The organism is Oceanicaulis alexandrii DSM 11625, from assembly GCF_000420265.1.
Lineage (GTDB): Bacteria > Pseudomonadota > Alphaproteobacteria > Caulobacterales > Maricaulaceae > Oceanicaulis > Oceanicaulis alexandrii.
Window position 1 is genome coordinate 2448530 of the sequence record NZ_ATUP01000001.1, and the last position, 20064, is coordinate 2468593.

General features: G+C 63.8%; 22 protein-coding genes. 5 read left to right on the top strand and 17 right to left on the bottom strand.

The features are described 5' to 3' along the window. Nucleotides 1-3: 3 nt before the first annotated feature. From G405_RS0111710 to G405_RS0111725, 4 genes are all read right to left on the bottom strand, one after another. Complete coding sequence (locus G405_RS0111710; RefSeq protein ID WP_028284763.1) at nt 4-1527, bottom strand: L-aspartate oxidase; 1524 nt, start codon at nt 1525-1527, stop codon at nt 4-6. A gap of 48 nt (nt 1528-1575) precedes the next feature. After that, on the bottom strand, nt 1576-2709 hold the full coding sequence (nadA, locus tag G405_RS0111715) for a quinolinate synthase NadA (protein ID WP_028284764.1): 1134 nt from the start codon (nt 2707-2709) through the stop codon (nt 1576-1578). Between the two features lie 214 nt (nt 2710-2923). After that, nucleotides 2924-3907 carry an NUDIX hydrolase gene (locus G405_RS0111720; protein ID WP_022701718.1) on the bottom strand — a complete coding sequence of 328 codons (984 nt, stop codon included), beginning with the start codon at nt 3905-3907 and terminating at the stop codon, nt 2924-2926. Further along, nucleotides 3904-4479, bottom strand: a complete 576-nt coding sequence (locus tag G405_RS0111725) for a YfbR-like 5'-deoxynucleotidase (RefSeq protein ID WP_040705033.1) — start codon at nt 4477-4479, stop codon at nt 3904-3906. Before G405_RS0111725 ends, G405_RS0111720 begins: the two co-directional genes overlap by 4 nt. Before the next feature lie 177 nt (nt 4480-4656). Here G405_RS0111725 and G405_RS0111730 point away from each other — a divergent pair, with 177 nt between their 5' ends. The 3 genes from G405_RS0111730 to G405_RS0111740 all read left to right on the top strand — a co-directional run bounded on the left by G405_RS0111730 (nt 4657) and on the right by G405_RS0111740 (nt 7336). After that, complete coding sequence (locus tag G405_RS0111730) at nt 4657-5490, top strand: universal stress protein (protein WP_028284765.1); 834 nt, start codon at nt 4657-4659, stop codon at nt 5488-5490. A 33-nt stretch (nt 5491-5523) separates the two neighbouring features. After that, a complete protein-coding gene (locus G405_RS0111735; RefSeq protein ID WP_022701721.1) occupies nt 5524-5904 on the top strand; it encodes a hypothetical protein in 381 nt (126 codons plus the stop codon). Between the two features lie 220 nt (nt 5905-6124). Then, on the top strand, nt 6125-7336 hold the full coding sequence (locus G405_RS0111740) for an ammonium transporter (RefSeq protein WP_022701722.1): 1212 nt from the start codon (nt 6125-6127) through the stop codon (nt 7334-7336). Nucleotides 7337-7438: 102 nt separating this feature from the next. On the opposite strand, the gene G405_RS0111745 is transcribed toward G405_RS0111740, so the two are convergent. From G405_RS0111745 to ygfZ, 4 genes are all read right to left on the bottom strand, one after another. Beyond that, a complete protein-coding gene (locus G405_RS0111745; protein ID WP_028284766.1) occupies nt 7439-8500 on the bottom strand; it encodes a hypothetical protein in 1062 nt (353 codons plus the stop codon). Between the two features lies 1 nt (nt 8501). Then, nucleotides 8502-9647, bottom strand: coding sequence for a beta-ketoacyl-ACP synthase III (locus tag G405_RS0111750; RefSeq protein WP_022701724.1), 1146 nt, complete (start codon nt 9645-9647; stop codon nt 8502-8504). Nucleotides 9648-9739: 92 nt separating this feature from the next. After that, nucleotides 9740-10306, bottom strand: coding sequence for a DNA-3-methyladenine glycosylase I (locus G405_RS0111755; RefSeq protein WP_022701725.1), 567 nt, complete (start codon nt 10304-10306; stop codon nt 9740-9742). 35 nt (nt 10307-10341) lie between these two features. Beyond that, nucleotides 10342-11172: a CAF17-like 4Fe-4S cluster assembly/insertion protein YgfZ gene (gene ygfZ, locus G405_RS15920; RefSeq protein ID WP_022701726.1), complete on the bottom strand. Its 831-nt coding sequence runs from the start codon at nt 11170-11172 to the stop codon at nt 10342-10344. Between the two features lie 89 nt (nt 11173-11261). Here ygfZ and G405_RS0111765 point away from each other — a divergent pair, with 89 nt between their 5' ends. Then, entirely contained in the window at nt 11262-12224 is a 963-nt protein-coding gene (locus G405_RS0111765) for a glycosyltransferase family 9 protein (RefSeq protein WP_022701727.1), read from the top strand. A 6-nt stretch (nt 12225-12230) separates the two neighbouring features. Here the strand turns inward: G405_RS0111765 and G405_RS0111770 are convergent, their stop codons facing one another. Together G405_RS0111770 and G405_RS0111775 are read right to left on the bottom strand one after the other, a co-directional pair. Continuing rightward, nucleotides 12231-12623, bottom strand: a complete 393-nt coding sequence (locus tag G405_RS0111770) for a TIGR02301 family protein (protein ID WP_022701728.1) — start codon at nt 12621-12623, stop codon at nt 12231-12233. Nucleotides 12624-12654: 31 nt separating this feature from the next. Continuing rightward, the gene (locus G405_RS0111775; protein WP_022701729.1) at nt 12655-13062 is read right to left on the bottom strand and encodes an NUDIX hydrolase; all 408 of its coding nucleotides are present in this window, start codon (nt 13060-13062) and stop codon (nt 12655-12657) included. A gap of 36 nt (nt 13063-13098) precedes the next feature. On the opposite strand from G405_RS0111775, the gene G405_RS15925 reads away from it, so the two are divergent. Continuing rightward, nucleotides 13099-13761 (top strand): SOS response-associated peptidase, encoded by a 663-nt coding sequence (locus G405_RS15925; RefSeq protein ID WP_022701730.1) that lies wholly within the window; start codon nt 13099-13101, stop codon nt 13759-13761. Here the strand turns inward: G405_RS15925 and G405_RS0111785 are convergent. The 7 genes from G405_RS0111785 to G405_RS16630 form a co-directional block, all read right to left on the bottom strand. Then, the gene (locus G405_RS0111785; protein ID WP_028284768.1) at nt 13758-14792 is read right to left on the bottom strand and encodes a patatin-like phospholipase family protein; all 1035 of its coding nucleotides are present in this window, start codon (nt 14790-14792) and stop codon (nt 13758-13760) included. The two genes, G405_RS15925 and G405_RS0111785, sit on opposite strands and share 4 nt — an antisense overlap. A 2-nt stretch (nt 14793-14794) precedes the next feature. Continuing rightward, nucleotides 14795-15595 (bottom strand): 3-hydroxybutyrate dehydrogenase, encoded by an 801-nt coding sequence (locus tag G405_RS0111790; protein WP_022701732.1) that lies wholly within the window; start codon nt 15593-15595, stop codon nt 14795-14797. 106 nt (nt 15596-15701) lie between these two features. Further along, on the bottom strand, nt 15702-16481 hold the full coding sequence (gene yaaA / locus G405_RS0111795) for a peroxide stress protein YaaA (protein WP_022701733.1): 780 nt from the start codon (nt 16479-16481) through the stop codon (nt 15702-15704). 82 nt (nt 16482-16563) lie between these two features. Beyond that, nucleotides 16564-17964, bottom strand: a complete 1401-nt coding sequence (locus G405_RS0111800) for an FAD-binding oxidoreductase (RefSeq protein ID WP_022701734.1) — start codon at nt 17962-17964, stop codon at nt 16564-16566. A gap of 59 nt (nt 17965-18023) precedes the next feature. Continuing rightward, a complete protein-coding gene (locus G405_RS0111805; protein ID WP_022701735.1) occupies nt 18024-18347 on the bottom strand; it encodes a GrlR family regulatory protein in 324 nt (107 codons plus the stop codon). Between the two features lie 49 nt (nt 18348-18396). Next, entirely contained in the window at nt 18397-19380 is a 984-nt protein-coding gene (locus tag G405_RS0111810) for an L-threonylcarbamoyladenylate synthase (RefSeq protein WP_022701736.1), read from the bottom strand. Between the two features lie 40 nt (nt 19381-19420). Next, nucleotides 19421-19972 (bottom strand): YceI family protein, encoded by a 552-nt coding sequence (locus tag G405_RS16630; protein WP_022701737.1) that lies wholly within the window; start codon nt 19970-19972, stop codon nt 19421-19423. Between the last annotated feature and the right edge of the window lie 92 nt (nt 19973-20064).

The following is a 20064-nucleotide window of genomic DNA, read 5'->3' on the forward strand; positions in this document are numbered from 1 at the left end:
GGCTCAGGCGGCTCCGGCTTGGCGGGGGTTCAGGCTCGCATTGGATAGATCATCCAGGCGCAGGCGCGTCGGTTGGGCGAGAACGCTGCGCGCGGGGAAGTCCGTGCGGCAATGCCCGCCGCGGCTTTCTTCGCGCTGGAGCGCGCCGACGGCCAGAAAACGGGCGGCGATCAGGGCGGGCGCGGGCCCGTGTAAGGCCTGCAGCGCGTCAATCAGGCTGAGGAGCTGGCTCAGTCCTGCGCCGTCGCGGATCACTCCCGCTTGCGCGCTGATGGCGGCGCGCAGGCTTTGCAAGGCGTCGTCAGGCAGGGCGGGCGGCGCTTCAGCCTGCTCCGATGACACCGCTCGCACGGGTGCGCGCTTGATGGCGTCCGCGGCGCGATGGCCGAAGACCAGCCCGTCCAGCAGCGAGTTGGACGCCAGACGGTTCGCGCCATGAACGCCCGTGCAGGCGCATTCGCCCACCGCCCACAGGCCGGCGACGCCGGTAGAGCCATCAAGATCGGTTTCGATCCCGCCCATATGATAGTGCGCAGCGGGGGCGACCGGGATCAGGTCGATGCGCGGATCAATGCCGCCGCTCATGCAGGCCTTGAAGACGGCCGGGAAATGATCGGGGAAGGCGGCGCCGATCGCCTCGCGGGCGTCAAGAAACGCGCCCTTTCCTGACAGGTTTTGGGCATGAACGGCGCGGGCGACCACATCGCGCGGCGCCAGCTCGGCCAGCTCATGCACGTCCGGCATGAAGCGGCGCCCCTTGCGGTCCACCAGAATGGCGCCGTCGCCGCGCAAGGCTTCGGTGGCGAGCGGGGCGGGATCGCGGCCAATATCGATGGCGGTGGGGTGGAACTGGACAAATTCCGGATCGCGGATCACCGCGCCCAGCTCCGCCGCCATCACCATCGCCTGACCCTGGCTGGTCCAGGGCGTGGTGGTGACCGCATAGAGCCCGCCGATTGAGCCGGTGGCGAGGACGGTGTGCTGGGCTTCAAGCCGGTGAAGTTCACCGTCCGGATCGCGCGCAAGCACGCCGGCGCAGCCGTCCTTGAGGTCAGGCAGCAGGGCTTCAGCGCGCCAGCCCTCCTTGATCTCGATATGATCGGCGGCGCGCACGGCGTCGATAAGGGTTTTGAGGATGCCTGCCCCCGCCTGATCGCCTTTCATCCGGGCGACCCGCGCTACGCTGTGCGCGGCTTCACGCGACAGCGCCCAGCCGCCCTCCGGCGTGCGTTCAAACCCGGCGCCCAGATCATACAGCGCCCGCACCTCGTCGGCCCCGGCCTCAGCCAGAACCTGAGCGGCGGCGTCATCCACCAGCCCGGCGCCCGCCATCACGGTGTCCTGGGCGTGCAGCGCCGCGCTGTCGTCAGGCCCGAGCGCAGCCGCCACCCCGCCCTGCGCCCAGCCGGTCGAAGACCCGTGCCCGAGCGGCGCGCCGGTCAGCAGCACCACGGGGTTTGGCGCGGCCTTGAGGGCCGTCCACAACCCGGCGATCCCGGCGCCGACAATGAGGAGGGGTTGGGTCAAAGCATCACCACAGATCAAAACGCCCGCCGAAGCGGGCGCTGAGCAGGATCAGATCGCCACATAGGGCACGGCGACCGCGGCTTTTCCGGTGTCAAAGCTCGGCGGATTGTCGGCCTTGGGCAGGTCCAGCATGGCTTGCAGGCTGGCCTTGGCTTTCTCCGCGATCAGCGGGTCGACCTCGACCTCATGCTTCATGTCGCGCAGGGCTTCATAGATGTTTTTCAGGCTGATGCGCTTCATGTGCGGGCACAGATTGCACGGCTTGATGAACTGAACGCCGGGGTTTTCGACGGCGACATTGTCGCTCATCGAGCACTCGGTGATCAGGATCGCCTTTTTCGGCGATTTCTCTTTCACATAATTGGCCATCGCCCCGGTGGAGCCGGCGAAGTCGGCGGCGGCCATGACTTCCGGCGGGCATTCAGGGTGGGTGATGATCACCGCGTCCGGGTGCGCGTCGCGCAGATCCTGAATGTCCTCGGGCGTGAATTGCTCGTGCACTTCGCACTCGCCCTGCCAGGTCAGGATCTTGATGCCGGTCTGGGCGGCGACGTTTTTGGCCAGATACTGGTCGGGGATCATGATGACCGTATCGGTGTTCCATTGCTGGGCGACCGCTTCGACCACCTGCACCGCGTTCGAGCTGGTGCAGCAAATGTCTGAATACGCTTTCACTTCGGCGGACGTGTTCACATAGGTGACGATCGGATAGTCGGGGTACGCCGCCTTGATCGCCTGCACGTCTGCGCCGGTGATGGAGCTGGCGAGCGAGCAGCCCGCCTCCATGTCGGGGATCAGCACGGTCTTGTTCGGCGACAGGATCTTGGCGGTTTCGGCCATGAAGTGCACGCCCGCCTGCAAGATCACGTCTTCTTCCGCTTCGGCGGCGACCTGGGCGAGCTTCAGGGAATCACCAGTGATGTCGCCGACGCAATTGAAGATTTCCGGCGTCATGTAGTTGTGCGCCAGGATGGTCGCGCCGCGCAGCGCTTTCAGCTGGTTGATGGCGTCGATCAGCGGCGCGAAGGCCGGCCATTCCATCGGGGTGACCACGTCTTTCACGCGGGCGTAAAGATGATCGGTGCGCGCCTTGACGGCGTCGTCATAGACCAGCGCGCTCGCCTCGGGCCAAATGCGCTCGGATGCGTCAGTCCCGGTCTCGGTCCAGCTCATTCCGTCCATGGTCATCTCCCTTGAGCCCCGGTTATGTGCAGACTTATGCTCGATATGAGCATTTCAGGGGCCTTAAACGACGGCGATCCCATATGGGTGTCGCCGACCTTTTGCTCTCTATGAGCCTAAGTGGGGACTTATATACGCCGATGAAAGGGGGGAGCAAGTTGAAACTTCTCTGACAGGGCCGCTGATCACCGTATGGTGAACGCCCGGATAAGGCTCAGCTCTCTTTCGCCCGCGGAATGCTCAGGCCCAGAGCCGTGCCCGCAGTCATGTTTTCACGGGCATAGCGGTACAGTTCTGCAGGACGCCCCCCGGTCTGACTTTCCACCCGGCCCGTGCCGGCGACAAACCCCGCACGATCCAGCGCGCGGCGAAAATTCTGTTTGTGCAAGGGAAATCCAGAGATGGATTCCACCACGCGCTGCAGATCGGACAGGGTGAAGCTGTCGCCCATCAGCTCGAACACCACGGGGCGATATTTGATCTTGCCGCGCAGGCGGCTCAGCGCGGTGGCGAGGATGCGGCGATGGTCGGACGCCATGGCGACGCCCATGCCGTCAGGCGCGGTGTTCGCTTCCCCGCGGTCGCGCCCGGCCTCGGCGACCAGCCCCGCCTCATACAAGAGCTCGTAGCGATCGAGCGCGCGTTCCTCGTTCCACAGTGCGCCATCAAGGCCGAAGGTGACCCGCACCCGGTCAAACCGCGCGGCGCGGCGGCCCGGCGCGGCGGCTTCGTCACACCAGGATCGCAGCGCGGGCTCGATCACTTTCGTCAGGATGGGCGGGCGACCACAGCGATGGTCTTCCCAGGGGAAAAACCGCGTCCAGCTGTCCCAATGCGCATCGGTGTTGTTTAGCGGGCGGGCGTCCGGCGTCAGCCCCAGATAGCCCACGGACAGCACGCGCGCGTCCTGCGCCCCGGCCAGCGCCGCCAGCGGCGCCTCGCGGCCGCGATCTCCGAACGTATAGAGCTGTTCCACATAGCCGAGCTCAAACCCGGTCTGGCCGCGCACCCATTCGCGCAGACCAATCTCGAAGGTGCGGTGGGCGCTGGGATCAAACGGGCCGAAAGGCAAAGCGGGCTCGCCGCCTTCCAGGCTTTCTGTGACCAGCACTTTCAGCTCGCCTTCGGAGGCGGCGAAAATCACCGCGTTCAGGCCCACCACCAGCGGCTGGATCACGGTGTTGAGGTCGGGTTTCATCGCCCCAGCTCCTGCTCGGTTGCGGCGTGCAACTCGCTAAAGCGCTCAAGGAACAGGATTTGCGCCTGTTTCACCGGCAGCGGATCAATCTCGATTTTGGAGCCTGCGGGCGGGCGGCCAAACAGCTTGCGGCCTTCTTCCACGGAGAAGCCGGCGATCTGGACCGCCTCGTGATAGGCGCAGATCCGGTCCGCGCGCTTGATCGTGGTCTTGATGGGTTTGGGCAGTTCAGGGGGCAGGCCGTAACGCATGTGGATCGCCCCTTCCAGCCTGGCTTCAAACGCTTTGTAGTCATAGCCCAAAGCGGCCTTGAAGGGCGAGATCATATCTCCGATCACGTATTCCGCCGCGTCATGCAGCAGGGCGGCGAGGCGCCATTTCGCCGGCCAACCCGGCTCCAGCACGCCGCACAAATGCTCCACGACGACCGAGTGCTCAGCGACCGAGAACGCATGATCGCCCATGGTCTGACCGTTCCAGCGCGCCACACGAGCGAGGCCCTGGGCGATGTCGTCGATCTCCACATCAAAGGGCGAGGGGTCAAGCAAGTCCAAGCGACGCCCTGACAACATGCGCTGCCAGGCCCTGACGGGTTTGTCGGCTGCGGGTTTGCCGCTCGAGTGTCCTGACCGCGCCACTTTGTCCCGCTCCATACCGCTTGCAACTGGTTTCCGTCCTAGCGTGAAACAGCGTAAGTTCAAGCTAAGCTGCTGAACACGGGCGGCGTCATGACGATGTGGGAGGATTTTATGAAGCCCGAACGTATTCTGGTCGCCCTTCAAGGCTCGGACAGCGACGCGACTTCGCTGAAGGCCGCTTGCGAGCTTGCGCCTTTGTTCGACGCCGATATTCGCGGCCTGTTCGTCGAGCCTGATCCCGCCGCTTACATGCTGTGGACCGGGCCGGGCGCTGCGGGCGCGTCTGTGGTGTCCTCCGCAATCGACACCGTGCGCGAGGAGGCCGCCAAGGCGTCTGTGGAAGCGCAACGCCAGTTTGATGAAGCGATCAGCGCCCACGAACTGAAGGACGCCAGCTACAAGCGCATTATCGACAGCCCGTCCGAAGCGGCCGAACAGGCGCGTCTGGTGCGATTGCTGGTGACCTGTCCGCGCGCTGCAGCGGGAAAGGGCTCGTTGGCGGACTTCACCGCTGCGTGCCTGGTCGAGGAAGGCTGCCCGATCTACGTGCCGCGCGGCGGGGCGATCCCGCCCAAATCCATTTGCATCGCCTGGGACGGTTCCAAGGAAGCGGCGCGCGCTGCCTTCGCGGCGGCGCCCCTGTTCAAAGAGGGGATGGAGGTGACCATCCTGCATAGCGCGCGGAATCTCGATTATCATGACCGCGCCGCATCCGCGCCCAATCGTCTGTCACACTGGCTCACGGCGCGCGGCGTAGAAGCTGAGTCGCGAGAGATTGACGGCAAGAGCGGTCTGGGCGACGGCTTGCTGGACGCGGCGGCCAATGCCGACCTGCTGGTGGCGGGCGCCTATGGGCATTCGCGGATCGCGCAATTCATGTTTGGCGGCGTCACCCGGCAATTGCTGACGGCGGAGGACGGTCCGTCCCTGCTGATGGCGCACTGACCTTCTCAGAAAAAGACGAAACTGGAGACTTTGATGGCTTTAACCCGTCTGACCCTGCGGCTGAGCCGCAACCCGGAAGCCGGATTTCCCGAAGGCGATGATTCACAAGGCTATGTGATCACTGCGCCGCTGGATAAGGACGGCAAGCTCGACGCCGATCTGTGGCGCGCTCATAAGAAAGCCTGCACCGTGATCCGCTTTTCTCCCGACGAGTCGGAGAAAGCGGACGGCTGGCTGACTCATCGTGGCGCGAACTGGTTTTTCCATTATGATGAGGATCATGAAGGCCCGGATGAGCCCGTCTACAAGCTCGGCGACCACACGCTGCGGCTGGGAGATTATGTCACCATCCACGAAGCGGACGGCGACGATCTGGTGCACAAAATCACCGAAGCGACTCAAGTGAACGGCTAGTCCGATCACCACCCGCTGAGATGAAAACCCCGGCGCTGCAGACGCCGGGGTTTTTTTTATGGCGCTTGGCGCAAAGTGCGCTGCTCGATATTGGGGCAAGGGCGCTCACGAATGCAGCGCTTGCATTCTGCTGCATCGCAAAATCACGCTCAGGCGCTGACAGTGGCGCGAGCTCCGGCGCAGGCTTTGTCCGTGCAATCGGGCGAAGAGGAGCGCGGGTATGGACCAGGTTGAGTTTTCAGGCGGCGATGTGGCGTGGATTCTCACCGCGTGCGCGCTGGTGCTGATGATGACCTTGCCAGGGCTGGCGCTGTTTTATGGCGGCATGGTGCGTCGTCAGAACGTGCTCTCCACCTTGATGCAGTCCTTGGGCGCAGCGATGGTGGTCTCCCTGGTCTGGGTGATCGCAGGGTATTCCTTCGCGTTTTCGGGTGACGGCGCGCTGTTTGGCGGATTCGGCAAGGTTTTCCTGAACGGGCTGACGCTCGACAGCGAGGCGGCGGGCCTGCCTGAAGCGGTGTTCATCCTGTTTCAGATGACGTTCGCGATCATCACCGTGGCGATCATCGCCGGCGGCGCGGCGGAGCGTCTCAGCTTCAAGGCCTGGATGGTGTTCGCGCCGATCTGGCTGCTGGTGGTCTATGCGCCGATCGCGCATTGGGTCTGGGGCGAGGGATTTTTGTATGACGCAGGCGTGCTGGATTTCGCGGGAGGGGCCGTGGTCCACATCAACGCCGGTGTAGCGGGTCTGGTGCTGGCGCTTAAGCTGGGCCCGCGGCGCGGCTGGCCCAAAGAGGGCCAGCCGCCCCACAATCTGGTGCTGACGGTGATCGGCGCCGGTCTTCTCTGGGTGGGCTGGTTCGGCTTTAACGGCGGCTCCGCGCTGGGCGCCAACGCCCTGGCCGCCCATGCGGCTCTGGTGACGCAAATCGCCGCCGCGGCCGCCGCGCTGACCTGGGCGCTGATGGAATGGATCCTGCGCGGCAAACCGTCGGTTCTGGGCGCGGCTTCGGGCGCCATCGCGGGCCTGGTGGGCATCACGCCCGCGGCGGGCTTTGTCGAACCCTATGCGGCTTTCCTGATCGGGGTGCTGACGGCGGGCGTAGCCTATTGGGGCGTGACCGGCCTGAAAAAGCTGGGCAAGTATGACGACAGCCTGGACGCCTTCGGCCTTCATGGCGTGGGCGGCCTGGCGGGCGCGATCCTGACCGGCGTCTTCGCCTCATCCGCGATCGGGGGCACGCCCGGCGCGGTGGAAGGCAATGTCATGCTGGTCTTCACCCAGACCTGGGGCGCGCTGGCCGCAGCCGCCTGGTGCGGCGTCGCCACCTTCGCCATCCTGTGGCTGATGGAACGGGTGATGAAGCTGCGCGTTGAGGAAGAAGACGAGGTCACCGGCCTCGATGTGGCGCTGCACGGGGAGAGCGCCTGACACGAATTTCAGTCTCTGGATGCGTCAACGCTTCGGGACTGATCCGACTATCCTCCCTGACTGGTCCCGCTTCGGCCTTGCGCCAAAGCGGGACTTTTTTTGTCAGATCATCAGAAGCGTGCGGACAAAGGCGGTCAGCGCCTTCACCGAGGTCGTCTCTTCATTGGAATGATAGTTATAGGTGGGCAGCTGCAAGGTGGCGCCGGCATAGACGCCCTGGCTGTTCGCCGTGATCTTGCCGAGCTCGGTCAGCCCCATGGATTTTAGCGGCAGCTCGCGTCGGGCGCGGGCGTCGTTTTCCCGCGTGATGAAACTGTCCTTGAAGATCATCGGCGCGCCGGCGCGGCTGGCGGCGTTTTCAAGCCGTGAGATCGTTGCGTCATGAAAGCTGGCGGTCGCGTCGCGTCGGCGCAGAATGATCGCCCCCGCCATGGCCGCGGCGCCGTCGTCAAACGGCGAGGTGTCGCACACGATCAGCTCTTTGGTCGGCGGCAGTCCGCCAGCGCTGGCCCAATCGAGGAAATGGGTGGCGGAGCGTCCGATTTCTTCCTCGGCGGTGACGATGATCGTGCCGTTCAGCCCGAATTCGGCGGCGATGCGCAGGGCGGCGAGGGAGACCGGATTATCAAGCTGTCCGGCGACGCAGCCTGACTTGTTCGGCGTCACGTCTCGCGCCAGCGCCACGGGCGTGCCGCCAGGCAGGGGCGGCAGGCCGATGATGTCCATCACCAGGCGCTCTTGCGCGTCCAGGTGCGCGCCCGTGATCACGCCATAGGCCAGGCGTCCGCCGGTCTTGCGGTCATAGGCGAAGACGTCCTCGCCCGCATAGCGTTTGGAGACGATGTCCGTGAAGGTCTCACTGGCCTTGGCGCCATCGGCGTATTTGGTGTTTTTCACGGCGTGGGCGGCGTAGATCGCCGCGCCGTCCTCGGCGATCACAGCGCCGTGGCGGTCCGCATGCGCCAGATAGACCGGTCCGGGCTCGCCCAGCTTGATCACACACAGGTTTTGCGACCGTTCCACGGTGCAGCCCAGGGCGGTGAAATCACGCGCCAGATGGTCGAGAAACGGCGTTTCGTGCCCGACCACCGAAGGGAAGTCGAGATATTCATGGGTTTTCGCCAGGACGCGGGCGAACAGCGTGGTGTCGGCGGGAAGGTTCACTTCAAAGCCGCTCCACAAAGACCGTGCCGGCGGAATACCCGGCGCCGAACGAACAGATCACGCCTTTCTGGCCCGTCTCGAAATCGTCAGAATGCTTGTGGAAGGCGATGATGGAGCCCGCCGAGGAGGTGTTGGCGTATTCGTCCAGAATGGTTGGCGCGTCTTCGCCGCCCGCTTCGCGGCCAAACACCTTCTTGGCGATCATCAGGTTCATGTTGATGTTGGCCTGATGCAGCCAGACCCGGCGCATATCGTCCGCTTCAAGGCCCAGCTCGCCCATATGAGTGCGGATCATGTCCGATACCATCGGCACGACTTCCTTGAAGACCTTGCGCCCTTCCTGAATGAACAGCTTGTCGTCCTTGGGCGCCAGCAGGTCTTCCTTCGCCGCGTCGCCCGTGGCGCGCTCGGTGCGGTTCAGGAAGCCGAAATTATTGCGGATATTGTTGGAGAATTTGGTCTTCAGCTTGGTGCCCAGAATGCGCCAGCCGCCATCGCCCAGATCTTCGCGCTCCAACAGAATCGCGGTCGCCACATCGCCGAAAATGAAATGGCTGTCGCGGTCGCACCAGTTCAGGTGCGCCGAGCAGATTTCAGGATTCACCACCAGAATGGCGCGCGCATGGCCCGCTGCGATCTGGTCGGCGGCGGTCTGGATGCCGAAGGTCGCGGACGAACAGGCGACATTCATATCAAAGCCGAAGCCGTCTTCAATGCCCAGCGCGTCCTGGATCTCCACAGCGACGGCGGGATAGCCGCGCTGCAGGTTGGAGGCGGCGACGATCACACCATCCACATCAGCGGCGGACTTGCCGGCGCGCTCCAGCGCATTCTGGCACGCCTTGACGCCGATCTCGGCCAGGATGGAAATTTCGGTGTTGGCGCGGGCAGGGATGAAAGGCTTCATCCGGCGCGTATCCAGCACGCCCTCCTTGTCGATGACAAAGCGCGACTTGATGCCGGAGGCTTTTTCCACGAACCCGGCCGAAGACGGCGAGAGCGGTTCGGTCAGACCCGCCTCGATATCGGACGCATGCTCTTCATTGTATTGCGCGACGTAGGCGTTGAAGCTCTTCACCAGCTCCTCATTGGAGATGGAGTTGTCTGGCGTCCACAAGCCAGTGGAACGAATTACGGCCGCGGTCATGAAGTGCTCCGACGCAAGATTCTTAAATCAGAAGGTGCGCAACTTAGCCGCACGAAGCGCTGAGCGCCAACCGCTTCCACGCAGCCGTTACGCTATTTTGTAACTGGCGCGTGACGGTGACAGGTCACGAGATGGTCATTGACCATGCCGACGGCTTCCATGAAGGCGTAGACGATCACCGGGCCGCAAAACTTAAAGCCCCGCTTTTTCAGGTCTTTCGAGATTGTCTGACTCAGTTCTGTCTGGGTCGGAACCTCGGTCTGGGTTCTGAACCGGTTGATGTGCGGGGTCCCATCCATATAGCCCCACAGATAATCAGAAAAATCTTCACCCCGCTCCGCCATCTCCAGATAGGCCTGAGCATTGCCGATAGCGGCGTTGATTTTCGAGCGTGAACGGATGATGCCGGGATTGCCGAGCAGGCGTTCCATATCGGCGTCGTCATAGCGGGCGATCCGTTCGGGATCGAAGCTATGAAACGCCGCGCGCAAGGTGTCGCGCTTGCGCAGGATGGTGATCCAGGCGAGGCCGGCCTGAAAGCCGTCCAGGATGAGTTTTTCCCACAGCGCGCGCGAGTCCCACTCCGGCACGCCCCATTCGGTGTCGTGATAGTGCGTGTATAGCGGGTCGGTTCCGCACCATGGACAGCGTTCGGTCATGGATCGTCCTTCAGTCTCAGGGCCAGGGCGGTCTGTCAGAGCGTGTCGAGATCGTCGATCACGCGCGCCGGGGCGCCGCGCAGCGTAAGCGAGGCGCCTTCTGACAGGGCGTCCTTCAAGCGGTCCACCCGAACGCGGGCCAGCGCGCACGTCGGCGCCGCCGAGCTGACAGCGCCGAGCGAGACATCACCCGCCATGACCGGATCGCCGGGCTGGGCCGGGGTTTGCGTGGACAGGCGTAGACTGCGTTTGCGCACGCCGCCCTTGCGATGCATGCGGCTGGCGACTTCCTGGCCGACAAAGCAGCCTTTCTTGTAATCAATACCGCCCAGCAGATCATGGTTCACATCGGTGGAGAAGACTTCGGCGGAGCCGAAATCCATGCCCATTTCAGGCGCGCCAGCTTTGATGCGTGCGGCGTGATAGGCGTCCAGATCTCTGGCGGGGCCGCCCGCTGGCGCGATGGCGCGCCACCCGATCGCGGGGTTTCTAGGGTCGAGGCTGGCGGTGAGCGCCACAGTGCGCAGCTCCGCTTCGCCCTCACCAGAGGCGGCGATCACAGACAAATCCTCGCGCCGTTCAATCGCAGCGTCCGAGCGCAGACGGTAGAGCGTGAAGCGCTTGAGCAAGGTTTCCGCTTCACTGGCGGGCAGGTCAAAGAGCAATCCCCCCTCGCCATCGTCAAAAATAATCAGGTCGGCCAACACCTTGCCTTGCGGGGTCAGGAGCGCCGACAGCATCGCCTGATCGGGCGTCACGCCTTCGGGGCCATGGGTAAGCACACGCTGGAGAAAGCTGCGCGCGTCCTGTCCGGTGATGGACAGGACGGCGCGATGGGGCAGGGCGGTGAGATAGTCTTGGGTCATAAGCGCTAGATGGGGCTGAAGCGGGCCTGTAATCAAGAGGGCGCCAGAGACTGGCGCGAGCGGCCGTGTCGGGCTAAGTGCCAAGCGTCATGACGCGCATTCTTTTCATAACCTCCACCCGTATCGGCGACGCCATTCTCAATTCGGGCGTGCTGCAGCATCTGATCGACAAGCATGCCGATGCGCGCATCACGGTGGCTTGCGGACCACTGGCTGCGCCGCTGTTTCGTGCGACGCCTAAGGTGGAGCGGGTCATCGTGATGAAAAAGCAGAAGGGTGGCGGCCACTGGCTGTCGCTCTGGCGGCAAAGCGTCAGCCAGCGCTGGGATATGGTCGTGGACATGCGCGGCTCGCTGACCAGCTGGTTCCTGTGGGCGCGCAAGCGTTATGTCAAACGCCCCAACCCGAAAGCCGGCGTCCGTCACCGGGTTGAGGAAGCCGCTGACGTTCTGAGGCTGGACGCGGCGCCGGGCACACGGATATGGCTGGATGCGGCGGCTGAGGCCCGCGCCGATAGAGAACTTCCCGCAGATCGCGCCGTACTGGCGCTCTCGCCCGCCGCCTCAGCGGTCTTCAAGGAATGGCCGACCGAACGGTTCGCGCAACTGGCGCTGCGCCTGACCGCGCCGGACGGCGTGTTGCCGGGCGCGGCCATCGCGCTGTTTGGCGGTCCCGGCGATGAAGCGCGCGCGCAGGCGGTGGCCGAGGGCCTGGGCGAGCGGACCGTCATTGACCTGACGGGAAAGCTTGATCTGGTTGAGGCTGCGGCGTGCCTGAAACGTGCGGCGCTGTTTGTGGGCAATGACAGCGGGCTGATGCACATGGCGGCGGCGGCGGGAACGCCGACCCTGGGTCTGTTTGGCCCCACTGATGAGCGGCTTTATTCGCCATGGGGGGCGCGCGCCTGCATCGTGCGGGCGGGGGACCGTTTTGACGAAGCTGATCGGCGGAGCCTGGCGGACACCAGCACGCAATCGCTGATGGGCGCCTTGTCGGTGGAGGCGGCGGAACGCGCCGCGCTGGCGCTGTTGGCGGAAACCGCAGGCGCCTGACAGGCCTTATTGCAGATAGGTGCGCCGCAATTGCTCAGCGAGCGTCTCGCCTTCGGCGGCCAGCGCCTGACGCACCATCTCTTCTTCCGCGCCGCAGCGGGGCGTGCGGCGTTCCTGGATGCGGAAGCCTTCATTGAAGCGATCCACAAGGCGTTGCCGGTAAGAGCCGCGCGTGGGCGCTTCATGCTCTAAAAGCTCGAGCATGGCTTCGCGCCAGCCTTGGGAGTCGCGTCCTTTGCAGGCGAAATCGAGATAGTGCATTTCACCCATTACGCGGGCGAGGGACTCCACCGGATAAGGGTCCACATAGCTCGGCGGCCTGCGAATCGTCTGGGCGTCCGCCACAGACGCCAGCAAGGCGCACACGCCAAGCACCAGGATAAGAGCTCTAATCACCATGCCCTTTTCCTGAACGCGGAACAGGGCGAATTCAAGGCTTTTGCCCGCGGTTGCGGGCGCTTTGCTGGATCGCGGTGCGCGTGATGTCCCATGAGACGTTCGCGCTGGCGCGTGCAAACGGGAAGAACGCCGCCTCCAGCGCGTCATCGCCGGCTCGGGGTTCGCCGGCGCGCCAGCGCGCGCTGTAATCCGCCATCACGTAATGGCCATGCTCGGTGATGGATTCAAAGATGTCGATCAGGCCTTCAATCTCGGCATGGATCCCGGTCTCTTCCTTCAGCTCGCGCAGGGCGGCTTCGTGCAGGGTTTCACCGAACTCCACCTTGCCGCCGGGAATGGACCAGCAGCCCTGATAGGGCGGATTGGCGCGCCGGATGAGCAGCACCTCGTTTTCGCGCCAGACCACAAGGCCGACGCTGATACGGGGCAGATCCTTCATGCTTGACCTCGCTGCATGCAGACGGGAGGAAAGGGTATGTGTGGTCGTTATGTCATGAGTTTGAACCTGGTCCAGCTCGAAGCCCTGTTCGGAAAGCTGGATCGTTTGAATTATCCGCCCAGCTGGAATGCGGCGCCGACCCAGGCTTTGCCGATTATTCGGCTCGGACGGCAGGCTGATTTTCGTCTGACGGCTGTGCGCTGGGGGCTGGTGCCGCACTGGTCCAGAACCGGCCCTGACGGATCAAAACCGCTGATCAACGCCCGGTCTGAAACCGCCGCCGACAAGCCCAGCTTCCGCCAGGCCTTGCAACGTCGTCGGGCGCTGATCCCCGCGGACGGGTTTTATGAATGGTCGACAGAGGAGTCGGGGCGCAAACAGCCCTGGTACATCACCCGCACTGACGGCCAGCCCATGGTGATGGCGGGGGTGTGGGAGCGCTGGGGCGAGGGCGCTGACCGCGTGGACAGCTTCGCCATTCTCACCACGGCGGCCAGCGCGGACATCGCCCATATCCACCATCGCAGCCCGGTCTTCATCCCCGAGGGGCGGTTTGCCGACTGGCTGAACCCGGAGACGGACCCGCAGCCCTATCTCAAGGCGCCGCCAGAGGGTGCGCTGACCCTGCGCAAAGCCTCGGACCGGGTGAACGCCGTGCGTGAAAACGATTCAAGGCTGATCGTGTCCGACGAAGCCTAATCGCCCAGAAATTCCTTGCGGACGTCGACGCTTGAGTCATGGCCGACCTTATCAAAGCAGGTCTCCAGCCAGGTGTTCGCCGCCTCGCGGCCCCGGTCGCGCAGATCGGTGAGAAAGCCCCAGCTGGCGTCGTACTTGCTGGAGGCGGGAAACTGCGACAGCGCGTCATCTGCCCGGATCGAATGCAGGCGGATATCGCTCAGCCGGGCCTTGCGCGGATCCTTGAGCAAATCGTCCTTGATCAGGCGCTTGACGAAGGCGATCGCGCGTAGTTCCGCCAGCAGGCTGGCGTTGAAGGTGATCTCGTTGACCCGGTTGAGGATGTCTTCGGCTGTTTTCGGCGTGCCGGCGCGCTCCATGGGATTGATGTGCACGATCAGCACATCATGAGGCGCCTCGGCGTAAAACAGCGGCCAGAGCGCCGGGTTGCCGGTGAATCCGCCATCCCAGAACGGTTCGCCCTCAATCTCGACCGCCTGATGGATGAAGGGCAGGGTCGCCGAGGCGCGCACCGCGTCGCGCGTCACCGCTTCGCCGCTGAAGACCCGGCTGCGTCCGGACGTCACGCAAGTCGCGGCGATGAACAGCTGGATGTCCTGGCAGGCGTGCACGGCGTCAAAATCGATTTGCCGGTCCAGGATATGGCTCAGCGGATCATATCCGAACGGGTTGGTGTCATAGGGGCTGGTCAGCCGGGTCAGGGCGTCCAGCCAGGGCGCGAACTTGAACAGGCCCGGCGCGCGCATGAAGCCGCCGCCCGCCCGGGACACCGCTCGCCAGAAGTCATCCAGCGCTTCACGCGCGCCCTCCGGCCCGCCGCGCATCTGACCCATGGCCAAGGCGCAGGCGTTCATGGCGCCGGCGCTGGTGGCGCTGATGGCTTTGGTGGACAGGCGCCCGTCTTCGAGCAGGGCGTCCAGAACGCCCCAGGTGAAAGCGCCGTGCGCGCCGCCGCCCTGTAGAGCCAGCGAGACCGGCCGGGGCGAAGCTGACCGCTTGCGGGTCGACGGAGAGGAAGCCGACCCTGTCATCGCTATTTCGCCGTCCATCCGCCATCAATCGTGATGGCGTTGCCGTTCACATTCGCCCCGTCATCACTGACCAGGTAGAGAAGCGCGCCCACCAGCTCTGAATAGGTGACGAATTTCTTGGTGGGTTGGGCGGACAGCATGACATCGCGCACCACCTCTTCTTCGGAAATGCCGCGCGCCTTGGCGGTGTCCGCGATCTGGTTCTCAACGAGCGGCGTTTTCACATAGCCCGGATTGATGCAGTTCACCGTGACGCCGTCTTCAGCGGTTTCCAGCGCCACGGTCTTGGTCAGTCCCATCAGACCGTGCTTGGCCGACACATAGGCCGCCTTGAACGGGCTGGCGCGCAAGGCGTGGGCGGAGGCGATGTTGACGATCCGGCCCCGTCCCTGTTCGCGCATGATCGGCACGGCGTGCTTCATCGTGTGAAAGGCGCTGGTCAGGTTGATGCCGATGATGGCGTCCCACTTGTCGGCGGGGAAGTCCTCGATCGGCGCCACGTGCTGGATGCCCGCGCAATTGACCAGAATGTCCAGACGGCCCAGTTCGCGGGCGGTGAAGGCGATCAGGTCTGCGATCTCATCGGCCTTGAGCATGTTGGCGCCATGATAGCGCACTTTGACGCCATGGGTTTCGGCGATGCGTTGGCGCTCTTTCTCAATGACGTCCGGATCGCCCAGACCATTGAGCACGATGTCGGCGCCGTTCGCGGCCAACCCTTCGGCCATGTGCAGGCCAATGCCGGATGTGGAGCCGGTGATGACGGCGACATGACCGGACAGGTCCACGCGGATCGAGCTCATGCAGGGTCTCCGAACAGGCAATTCTCCAGAGCTTCAACAGGTGATGAATTTCGCACCCGCGTCAAGTCCGCAAAGCTCCTGATATCAGGCTCGCACGCGCTTTGCGCTAGCTTTTCTTCGGCGGCTGGGGACGGGTGAACAACAAGGTGGATTCCGTCGAGCCGTCTGCATCGAAGCGATAGCCGTCCACATTGAACTCAGGCAGCTTTTGGGGGTCTTCGATCCGGTTCTCGATGATCCAGCGCGCCATCAGGCCGCGGGCCTTCTTGGCGTAGACCATCAGGGCGCGCAGCTGGCCGTCTTTTTCTTCCTTGAAGTCGACGCTGATCACCGGGACGCCCAGTGATTTCAGCTTCGCCGCCTTGGAATATTCGTTGGACGCCAGGTTGATCACGGTTTTTGACGGATGACCTTCAAGATCGGACTTCAGCAGATCGGCGATATCCTCGCCCCAGAAATCATAGAGATTGCCGCCTTTGGGCGTTTTCAGCCGCGTGCCCATTTCCAGACGATAGGGCTGGATCGTATCGAGCGGCCGCAAGGCGCCGTAAAGGCCCGACAGGATGCGAAGGCGCTGCTGCGCCCATTGCAGGTCTTCCGGGCTGAGGGACGGTGCGTCGAGACCTGAATACACCTCGCCGTTAAACGCCATGGCGGCAGGGCGGCCTTCGGTGCTGTCTGGATCAAACGCCTTGAACCGCTCCCGGTTCAAATCCGCCAGATCATCGCTGAGATGCATCAGGGATTTGATTTCGCTCGCCGACAGTTTCGCAGTGGTTTTCGACAGCTCTTTCGTCCGATCCATCAGGGCCGGACGCGTCGCGGTCGGGGCGTGACCGCGCTTTGTAAAATCGAGCTTCTTGGCGGGCGAAAGCAGAATCAGCATGGGCGTCTCCGTCATCTATGAGGCAGAGATAGGGGGCGGGTCGCGACGGCGCCAATAAATTTCACCAGCCGGAGCTATAGGCTCAGCCTATATCCAGCATCACCCGCGGGTTCATGATGGCGTTGGGATCGAGGGTTTGCTTGATCGCGCGCATCACCGCGACTTCAACAGGTTTGCGTTTCGCCAGCTCAGCGCGTTTCAGCACGCCGACGCCATGCTCGGCGCTGATAGACCCGCCATGCTTGTCCACCAGGTCATAGATCGCTTCTGTGACCGGGGCGCAGGCGGCGACGAAATCATCGCCTGAGCCGGGCGTCTTGCGCGCGACGTTAAAGTGAACATTGCCGTCGCCCACATGGCCGAAGGCGATGACCAGGGCTTCGGGCATCATGGCTTCGGCCTTGGCGGTGGCTTCTTCCATAAAGGCGGCCATGCGCGAGACGGGCACCGAGACATCGTGCTTGGCGGCTTTGCCATGGGCTTTCTCCGCCTCGGGAATGCCTTCGCGCAGGGCCCAGAACTCAGCCATTTGCGCTTCGGTCTGCGCCAGCGCCGCGTCAGAAACGAGGCCCTTTTCAAAGGCGGTTTCGAGCGCGCTTTCCATCAGCGACTGGGCGCGATCGGTTTCCGGGCTCACAAGCTCGACCAGCACCGTCCAGGCAGGGTCTGAGTCCAGCGGATGGCGCGCGCCGGGCAAATGATGGACGGCGAGGTCCAGCCCGATTTTCGGCATCAGTTCGAACGCGGCGACCGATCCGGTGGCGTCTTTCATATGGCCCAGCAACTCGACCGCCTGAGCCGGGCTCTCGACAGCCGCAATGGCGACAGCGGTGGAGGCGGGGCGGGCGAACAGCTTCAGCGTGGCGGCGGTGACCACGCCCAGCGTGCCTTCCGCGCCGATGAAGAGCTGTTTGAGGTCATAGCCGGTATTGTCCTTGCGCAGGCCCGACAGGTCAGACAGGACTCGGCCATCAGGCAGGACGGCTTCCAGGCCCAGCACCAGCTCGCGCATCATGCCATAGCGCAGCACGTGCACGCCGCCTGCGTTTGTGGAGATCAGCCCGCCGATCATCGCCGAGCCTTGCGCGCCCAGAGACAAGGGAAACAGCTTGCCGGCGTCTTTCGCGGCGCCTTGCACGCTTTCAAGGATCGCGCCCGCTTCGCAGGTGAGTGAGTCGTTATCGGCGTCGATGGCGCGGATGGCGTTCATGCGCTTTAACGACAGCACGACTTCACCCTGGGGCGTCGAGCCGCCGACCAGGCCGGTATTGCCGCTTTGCGGGATCACCGCCACGCCGGCTTCATTGCACATGGAGAGGATGCGGCTCACCTCCTGGGTGGTGGAGGGTTTGAGCAGCAGAGGTGACGCGCCCTGATACCGCCCGCGCCAATCGCGCACATGGGGGGCGAGTTCATCAGGATCCTCGCTCCACGCTTTGGGGTCGAGGGCGGCTTTCAGGGCGGTCAGGGTTTCGGTGCTCATACGGGCAGTGTGCAACCGCCGCATTGGGTAGAACAAGAGCCCAAAGACGTCCGCCGCGGTTAATCTGCGGCTTTTTCCAGAACAGCTTCGAAGCGCATGGAGGGAGCGGCGTCCGCCCGGCCCTGGAAGACATAGGCGTCGCCTTCGCGCTTTCCGGTCAGGGTGAGGGCGAATTTGTCGAACTCACCAAAGACCGACAGGCGGGAGGGGTCGTGATTGGTGACCACCATCTTCACCTGCAGCTCGTTTTCGGGACCCGAAACGCTGCCGACATAATACATACCCGAATCTCCACCCAGTACGCGGCTGTCCTGGATGATGATCACGCCCTTGGCGTCATCAAGCGGGGTGCGGAAGGAGGCGATGTAGAGACCGTTTTGCATAGCTTGCGTCTTATCATCCAGAGTCTGAACACAACCTTGAGCAGTTGTTCTAACGCTCTGCAGCTGCACGTCTGAGGCGGTCGTTTATCGCCTCGCCCAATCCGGTTTCCGGTATCGGCGCGACAGCGATGCGATCGCTGACTCTGTCCAGCCAGCGCAGGCCAGTAAACAGGTTCGCGGCCGCTTCGACTAGGTCACCGCTTGGGGAAAGATCAAAAAATACAACGCCTTCTCTTTTGGGTTGCGCGCCAAACCCCAAAAAGGACTCGTTGTTGTGGGGTTGGGTTGCATTCAGGCGCACACTCGCGTTCGGCGCGTAGTGGGAGGTGAGCTGACCGGGCGCTGTCGGCGCACTGTGATTCGTTGGCGTCGGGCGCTGCATCACCCCGATCACCGCCTCCAGCGCATCCCTGGCGATCCCGCCCGGGCGTAAAATCACCGGATGAGCCGGATCCAGCACAGAGACGATGGTGCTCTCCACGCCCACAGGGCAGGGGCCGCCGTCCAGGATCAGGTGAATGCGCCCGTTCAGGCTGTCTTTCACATGTTCGGCGGTGGTGGGGCTGATCGTGCCGGATGCGTTGGCGCTGGGCGCGGCCAAAGGCGCGTCCAGACGCTGGACCAGCGTGCGCAAGGTGTCTGAGTACGGCAAACGCACAGCCAGACTGTCCAGACCCGCCGCCGCCAGTTCGCTGACGGGAGAGGGGGTGCGTTTGGGGGCCACCAGCGTCAGCGGTCCGGGCCAGAAGCGTTCGGCCAGCGCCAGGCCTTGATCATCCAGTTGAACAAGGCTTCTGGCGCGCTCCAGCGTATCCACATGACAGATCAACGGGTTGAAGCTGGGACGTCCCTTGGCCTCATACACGCCCGCTACCGCCTGCGCGTTCGTGGCGTCGCACGCCAGCCCGTACACGGTTTCGGTCGGAACGGCCACGCAGCCCCCCGCCTTCAGGATCCGGGCGGCCTGGTCCAGAGCATCTGGATCGTCCGCCGGCAGGATCGGCGTGTCAGGGGGCGGGCTGGGGCGTGTCATGCCGGTTAGGTAGCGCTCGTCAGCGGGCGGTGCAATCAGGCTAGTCTTCGCGCTCGGCCTCGATATGCACCCGCACATCAATCTGGGCGGCGGCGGCGCCCCAATCGCCAGCCCCGACGCCAAAATCACGGCGCGCGAGGGTGAAACCGCCATCCGCAACGCCGCGACCGTCCGTGATGTCGAGGGTGAAGGTCAGCGCTTGCTCTTGCGAAACGCCCTTGATGGTCAGGGTTCCAAGGGCTGTGTAGACGTCGCCTTCGCGCGTGATTGTCTCAGACACAAAGCGCATCTCGGGGTGCTCAGACGGATTCAGACCGGCTTCGCCCTCCATGTCGGACTGGCGTTCGGTCGGGTCAAGCTGGCCAGATCCCGCCTGCACGACCGCTTCAATGCGGGCGTCGGACAGGTCCTCGGGATCGAGGCGAATATCAGCGGAGAATTGCGGGAAATCGCCCTGGATCGTGGTTCCGAAGACCTCGGTCTGAAGGCCCACCGAGCTGGCGTCGTAATCCACGATCCAGGCGTCAGACTGGGCGAGGGCGGGGGTGGTCACCAGCAGGGCGAGCGGGGCGAGGGCGAACAAGGGACGCATGGCTATGCTCCTGAGCGGGGAAACGTCATGCCCGTACAGATACGTCGATCTGAGAGCGCCACAAGACGTCGCCCGCGCACAGCTCCGCTTCC

What these genes read in the sequence shown, in the direction of transcription:
- G405_RS0111805 (WP_022701735.1), bottom strand. Translation starts at nt 18,347, where the DNA reads ATGCAAAACGGTCTCTACATCGCCTCCTTCCGCACCCCGCTTGATGAC.
- G405_RS0111735 (WP_022701721.1), top strand. Translation starts at nt 5,524, where the DNA reads ATGGCTTTAACCCGTCTGACCCTGCGGCTGAGCCGCAACCCGGAAGCC.
- G405_RS0111770 (WP_022701728.1), bottom strand. Translation starts at nt 12,623, where the DNA reads ATGGTGATTAGAGCTCTTATCCTGGTGCTTGGCGTGTGCGCCTTGCTG.
- G405_RS0111740 (WP_022701722.1), top strand. Translation starts at nt 6,125, where the DNA reads ATGGACCAGGTTGAGTTTTCAGGCGGCGATGTGGCGTGGATTCTCACC.
- G405_RS0111785 (WP_028284768.1), bottom strand. Translation starts at nt 14,792, where the DNA reads ATGACAGGGTCGGCTTCCTCTCCGTCGACCCGCAAGCGGTCAGCTTCG.
- G405_RS0111765 (WP_022701727.1), top strand. Translation starts at nt 11,262, where the DNA reads ATGACGCGCATTCTTTTCATAACCTCCACCCGTATCGGCGACGCCATT.
- G405_RS16630 (WP_022701737.1), bottom strand. Translation starts at nt 19,972, where the DNA reads ATGCGTCCCTTGTTCGCCCTCGCCCCGCTCGCCCTGCTGGTGACCACC.
- G405_RS0111720 (WP_022701718.1), bottom strand. Translation starts at nt 3,907, where the DNA reads ATGAAACCCGACCTCAACACCGTGATCCAGCCGCTGGTGGTGGGCCTG.
- nadA (WP_028284764.1), bottom strand. Translation starts at nt 2,709, where the DNA reads ATGGACGGAATGAGCTGGACCGAGACCGGGACTGACGCATCCGAGCGC.
- G405_RS0111725 (WP_040705033.1), bottom strand. Translation starts at nt 4,479, where the DNA reads ATGTTGTCAGGGCGTCGCTTGGACTTGCTTGACCCCTCGCCCTTTGAT.
- G405_RS0111790 (WP_022701732.1), bottom strand. Translation starts at nt 15,595, where the DNA reads ATGAGCTCGATCCGCGTGGACCTGTCCGGTCATGTCGCCGTCATCACC.
- G405_RS0111800 (WP_022701734.1), bottom strand. Translation starts at nt 17,964, where the DNA reads ATGAGCACCGAAACCCTGACCGCCCTGAAAGCCGCCCTCGACCCCAAA.
- G405_RS0111810 (WP_022701736.1), bottom strand. Translation starts at nt 19,380, where the DNA reads ATGACACGCCCCAGCCCGCCCCCTGACACGCCGATCCTGCCGGCGGAC.
- yaaA (WP_022701733.1), bottom strand. Translation starts at nt 16,481, where the DNA reads ATGCTGATTCTGCTTTCGCCCGCCAAGAAGCTCGATTTTACAAAGCGC.
- G405_RS0111730 (WP_028284765.1), top strand. Translation starts at nt 4,657, where the DNA reads ATGAAGCCCGAACGTATTCTGGTCGCCCTTCAAGGCTCGGACAGCGAC.
- G405_RS15925 (WP_022701730.1), top strand. Translation starts at nt 13,099, where the DNA reads ATGTGTGGTCGTTATGTCATGAGTTTGAACCTGGTCCAGCTCGAAGCC.
- G405_RS0111775 (WP_022701729.1), bottom strand. Translation starts at nt 13,062, where the DNA reads ATGAAGGATCTGCCCCGTATCAGCGTCGGCCTTGTGGTCTGGCGCGAA.
- G405_RS0111755 (WP_022701725.1), bottom strand. Translation starts at nt 10,306, where the DNA reads ATGACCGAACGCTGTCCATGGTGCGGAACCGACCCGCTATACACGCAC.
- G405_RS0111750 (WP_022701724.1), bottom strand. Translation starts at nt 9,647, where the DNA reads ATGACCGCGGCCGTAATTCGTTCCACTGGCTTGTGGACGCCAGACAAC.
- ygfZ (WP_022701726.1), bottom strand. Translation starts at nt 11,172, where the DNA reads ATGACCCAAGACTATCTCACCGCCCTGCCCCATCGCGCCGTCCTGTCC.